5 protein-coding genes and 1 pseudogene are annotated in these 5,195 nt (G+C 43.3%); 3 read left to right on the forward strand and 3 right to left on the reverse strand.

Annotation, left to right across the window (positions count from 1 at the left end; translation table 11 throughout):
• Both IM479_RS04900 and IM479_RS04905 read left to right on the forward strand, forming a co-directional pair.
• Nucleotides 1-607: alpha-isopropylmalate synthase regulatory domain-containing protein (locus tag IM479_RS04900; RefSeq protein WP_287686994.1), on the forward strand; the 607-nt coding region annotated here is incomplete at its 5' end.
• A 91-nt stretch (nucleotides 608-698) separates the two neighbouring features.
• Nucleotides 699-2,162, forward strand: coding sequence for a M48 family metalloprotease (locus tag IM479_RS04905; RefSeq protein ID WP_287686996.1), 1,464 nt, complete (start codon nucleotides 699-701; stop codon nucleotides 2,160-2,162).
• Nucleotides 2,163-2,170: 8 nt separating this feature from the next.
• Here IM479_RS04905 and IM479_RS04910 read toward each other — a convergent pair whose 3' ends face one another.
• From IM479_RS04910 to IM479_RS04920, 3 genes are read right to left on the reverse strand one after another with little or no spacing between them, the layout of a single operon-like run.
• Entirely contained in the window at nucleotides 2,171-3,553 is a 1,383-nt protein-coding gene (locus tag IM479_RS04910; protein WP_287686998.1) for a hypothetical protein, read from the reverse strand.
• Nucleotides 3,554-3,577: 24 nt separating this feature from the next.
• Nucleotides 3,578-4,567 (reverse strand): hypothetical protein, encoded by a 990-nt coding sequence (locus IM479_RS04915; RefSeq protein ID WP_287687000.1) that lies wholly within the window; start codon nucleotides 4,565-4,567, stop codon nucleotides 3,578-3,580.
• 9 nt (nucleotides 4,568-4,576) lie between these two features.
• A complete protein-coding gene (locus tag IM479_RS04920) occupies nucleotides 4,577-5,005 on the reverse strand; it encodes a hypothetical protein (protein ID WP_287687002.1) in 429 nt (142 codons plus the stop codon).
• 42 nt (nucleotides 5,006-5,047) lie between these two features.
• Here IM479_RS04920 and IM479_RS22985 point away from each other — a divergent pair.
• Nucleotides 5,048-5,195, forward strand: a pseudogene (locus IM479_RS22985) (homocitrate synthase/isopropylmalate synthase family protein); the annotation flags it as partial.

A 5,195-nucleotide genomic window follows, 5' to 3' on the forward strand; every position in this document is an offset into this window, starting at 1 on the left:
GGATGCAGAATCGATCGGTTTAACCCATAATCAGATCGTTCTCGGTAAACTCTCCGGCCGCAACGCTTTTCGCTCTCGTTTACAGGAATTGGGTTTTGAACTTTCGGAAACGGAACTTAATAACGCTTTTATCCAGTTTAAAGAAATGGCCGATCGCAAAAAGGAAATCACCGATCGCGATCTAGAAGCGATTGTTAACGATGAAATCGATACGGTTCCCGATCACTTCCGCCTCGAATTAGTACAAGTATCCTGTGGCAATAACGCCAGACCCACGGCCACGGTCACGATTCGCACTCCCGACGGTAGCGAGTTATCCGATGCGGCCATTGGTACAGGGCCCGTAGATGCTCTCTGCAAAGCGATCGATCGAGTGGTGCAGATTCCTAACGAATTAATCTCTTTCTCGGTGCGAGAAGTTACCGAGGGAATCGACGCTTTAGGAGAAGTGACTATCCGTCTCCGTTACGAAGGACGCACCTATTCTGCTCGCGCAGCCGATACCGATATTATTGTCGCCTCCGCTCGTGCCTACGTCAGCGCCTTAAACCGTCTCCACGTCGCACTGCAGCAGAAGGAAAAAACCCCAGAAATGCTACAAGTCTAGATAGATTCCAGTCGAGTTCTATTATCTAAAGTTTCAAAAAGTATCTATTTCTTCTTGATTGATCTCTTGATTCAACAAAGCCCAGAAAACTATGAAGCTAATCCAAAAATTTCAATGGGTAGCCGTCGGTCTGAGTTTGTTCTTCAGCCTTAGCGTACTACTAAACCTACCTCCCGTCCAAAGTGCCGCTACCAGCGACTGCTTTGCCACCATGACCAAAGCAGACGAACTCTACCAAGCGGGAAAGAAAAAGGAAGCCAAAGAACTTTATCGCCAATGTAAGCCGGACTTTGCCAATTCGGACGAGACTGCCACCGAAATCCCCGACCCAGTCTATGAGATTGAAGAACTAGGGGGTGGACGAAGACTTTGGCAACAAGCACAGGAGGGAATGGAACAAGATTCCGATGCCTTTAAAAGCAAAATTTTCTTTAATCTGATTGGTCTCACCAGAAGTTATCCACAATTCGTTCCTGCTCAGCTAACCCTGGTTGATTTTTGTTTGAGAGAATCTGAATTTTGCGCTCAATATGCCCAAGAAGGACAGGCTAAAACTGCCAGCCAAATTCTAGAACGATTGACAGAATTGTATCCCGATAACCCAGATTTGCTCAGAAAGAAAATTGAGGTTTTTGCAGCGGAAGAAAAGCTTTTAGAAGCCTCCATTGCCGCTCGTCAATTTTCTTTAGTCTATAACGACTATCCGGAAGCCACTGAATTTGCCCAACTCGCCGACAACTATCTGAAAAAATTTGAAAGCAAAGTCAAGCAACAATTAATCGGACAGACGGTTGTGGGTACAGTGATAGGGGTATTGGCGGGTGGCTTGAATCAAAACCCCTATCAAGTCATTTCTGGGTTTCAGATGGCTTTTCTCATGATTCAAGGAGAATCTGCCTTTGGAGAACAAATGGCGGCGGCGTTTGCTGGAAAATATGAAAAAGAAGGAAAATTGGTAGAGGATGGAGAAGTCCTCAACTACATCAAAGGAATAGCTGCCAGAATCACCTCTTACATGGGACGAGATTTTGACTATAAATATTACGTTGTCAAAAATAGCAAAATCAATGCCTTTGCCCTGTCAGGTGGCAAGGTATTTATCAATACAGGAGCTATTTTGCAGACCAATTCTGAAGCAGAACTCGCTGGTTTATTGGGACATGAAATTGCCCATGCTGTTCTCTCTCATGGTTTTTTAAAAACGGCTCAGGCTAATTTACTGGGTAATTTAAGTCAAATTGTCCCTTTCCTCGACCGAGTTTCCCCCGTAGTCAGCGCACAATACAGCCAAGAAGCTGAACGCCAAGCCGATATTTTGGGAACCAGGTCTTTGGCACTTTCGGGCTATGCTGCCGATGGACTGCGTAATTTAACTGTTACGTTTAAAAAGCTACATGGAGATGCGCCTACTAATTATCTTTCAACTCATCCGGCCCCAGTTGAGAGAGTAAGTTATCTGGAAAAAATGATTCATAATAACGGCTATGATCGCTACGCTTATGAAGGGGTCAAGAAACACCGAGAAATTCAGGAAAGATTGAAAAATTCCAGTTAAGGAAAGTCCTATTGAGGGCAATATAGAGTGTAATTCCATTGAGTTCCTGATTTCTCTATATTGCCAGTTAATTCCACAGTCACCTGACCAGAATTACCACTGAAAGGAATAGATAAACTTTTCCTACCCGATACAAATCCGGTATTAACCAGTTCCCGATTTTCATAAATAACCCGTAGCCTATCTGGAATCCCGTACATCTCATAATCAAGGCGGATTTCTCCTTGATTAGCCGTTAGTTGAATCCTTCTAACATCTCCTTCTTGTCCGCCACTTGCCTGCTGTCGGTCACAGAATTCATAACCACGACTACGGGCTAGGAAGATTTGCATATCAATTGACTCGACAGAAGCATCAAACTGATAATTGGAATCAACTTGCTGGTCGAGACAATACTGATATTGGTCGCCTTTTTTAATGGAAACTCCTTCAGGTTTTTTAACTGACCTTACCCTGACTTCACCCTCATTTATCCGAAAAGTTAAACAGGGGTCAATATTCCCAATTTCAACCCGATTAATTTCTTCAATCCTTGAAGGTTCGATAATCGTATCTTCATGGCTAAAAACCTGCAACCCACAGAAAGTTGCTCCCTTAGCTTTAGCTTCTTGCCAAATTTGTTCCACCCTTTCCTTCATCGCTAAACCTGATTCCTTAAGGATAAATTCCTGGTTATTAGCACAGGAAACTGAAGCCGTTAATTCTGAATCTTCTGTCTCCCAATAATCAAAGGTTAACCTCACGCAATTTCCTTTTCCAGTTGCTTCGCATTCTTGGAGAGGTTTCTCACAGGGATTAGAACGAAATTGAGAGATTCCCAGCCAACCACGCCCCCTTTCATCAACCACAGTACAATATCGCCAACTGCTAGGAGATTTCTGTCCCATCAACCACTGTTTAATTGACGCAAAAGTAAAAAATTGATTACTGTCTGGTAAGTTAGTATTGCGACGACTACCAGAACGAACTTTAAAGCCGTTTGCACATCCCCGTTTCGTCGTCTTGGGATTAGTCCATTCAATGATAAAAGTATCTTTTGTTTCTACCAAGCAAGGGAAATAATAGGAAGTTCTCAAGTTATTCTTAATGCTGGCCTGCACCGCCAGTCCCATCGGTAGATTAGACTTATTGTAGAACTCTAATTTAGCATAGGTGCGACCACTACTGGGAATGTCTAACTTATCTAAAATTTTCATAATCGTTCCTTGACTAACAGGGTCGTAATCCCCCCCACGACGGCGGCGAATCCCTAGAGAGTTTGGCCCGATAATTTGCGTTACTTCCGCAGAATCAGGGATTTCAGCGTAACTGCTGGGGGTGGGAATTAGAGTAGATAAAGGAATCAGAAAGCTGGCGATGATTCGTAGTATTCTCGGTTGAGATTTATTCATAGCTTTTGAGGAATAGACTTATGATCAATGATTTCTACTTATTTTGGGGAGGTAAATTTTAAAAATTTTACACTCTTCTAATCTGTTTTCTAGTTCAGGAAGAGCAGGAGGATACATCAAGACACTTCTGAGAGTATGTCCATTGAGTTCCCGACATTCAGGTGCAAGTATATCCTGAGAGCCATACCAGCCACAATTATTATTGGTAAACTTACGCCATAATTCTTCAATTTTTTTGAGAGTTTCACAAGGAAAAGCATCCTCTTCCCCTTCATCTAGCACTCCACTATTATTACGGTCAGCCTTGACTCCCCAGTTACCCATTAAAATTTCATAAGTTGTTCGCAATGCCCCCGTGTATTGATTTTCTTTCTTGGAAGCATCATTTTCTATCTGTTCGCCAAAATCCTGATTGCTGAGTTGAGTTTGGAGGAGTGGGAGTCGATGCTGACGAATTACCTCTGCCAAAGATGACTCGGCCCTTTGCGAGATTTCCTCAAGTTGAGTTGTTTTTGAAACAATCCCCGGAAAGCTTTGGGGATTTTCTGTGATTTCCTGTTTCAATTGATTAGCCATTGTCAAGATCTGGCGGTAGTCAGCAATGGTTTTTTCTCCCTCTCCCTTCTGTCGACGATCGTCAGCACTCATTAAGTAATCAGGCAGTTTGGCAACGATAATTTCTGCATTTTGTGGAGTAATACTTTGGGACAAAAGAGAGTACATAGATTTTTCTTCTTTAACCTGTTGGTGCTGCTGCCAAGCCGATCCCACACCCGCGATAACAATCAAAATAGTTACCCCCAATATTCCGTATAAAGTCCGGCTCTTGTAGCCACCTTGAGAAAGATGAAGGATATGAAAGATATTAATCGAGCTATTATCCCCTTGAGTTACATAGGCATTTTTACCAGCATTTACGCCCTGCATTCTGCCTTCATTATGCCCAACATCCTGAGCGATGTTCTGACTGTCAGAAGGCTGTTGAGGGTTGAATTTAGGAGATCGCTTGCTCATTCTCTTACTTCATCCCCAGAAATGGCTAATGGCTACTCCCAGCCAAGCCGCTAACTTGACAAAAAGGGGTCTTAACTTGCTGATTAAATCCTTAGTTGCTCCTGCCGTCGTATCGAGTTTTTTAATAACGGAAGTTGCCCGCTCAAGCTGCTTGATAATGATTGATTGCTCTGGTTTCTCTTCGTTGGCTTCCTGTTTGGCGTTTGTTGTATATTCAGTGGCTTTGGAGACCACTTCTGACGGCAAAGGAGAAGCTTTTAGCAATTGTTCAATCTGATCTAGTATCTCTACCGCCTGCTCTTGAGTTATTTGCTCACTCGTCCCACCTGAAGCCCCCTGCTGAGTAGCAGTCACATTGCCTCCTGCTGCGATCGCCTGTATCTGACCTGTATTAGAGCCAACTATCTGGGTAAATGTTTGCTGACTGGCTTCTGACATAAAATTATCCCCTATAGGTATTTAGACAAAATTGATTATACAATTCCTTCCAAGGAAATCTATCGCACTTCTCGCCTAGTTTCTAATCTTACCGGCATGATCGTGCAACCGAATAAGGCGATCGTCGGTGCTAACGCTTTCGCACACGAGTCGGGAATCCATCAGGACGGGGTGTTAAAACATAAACTCA

Origin of the sequence: Microcystis sp. M165S2, from assembly GCF_020245885.1 — a bacterium.
Taxonomy (GTDB): Bacteria; Cyanobacteriota; Cyanobacteriia; order Cyanobacteriales; family Microcystaceae; genus Microcystis.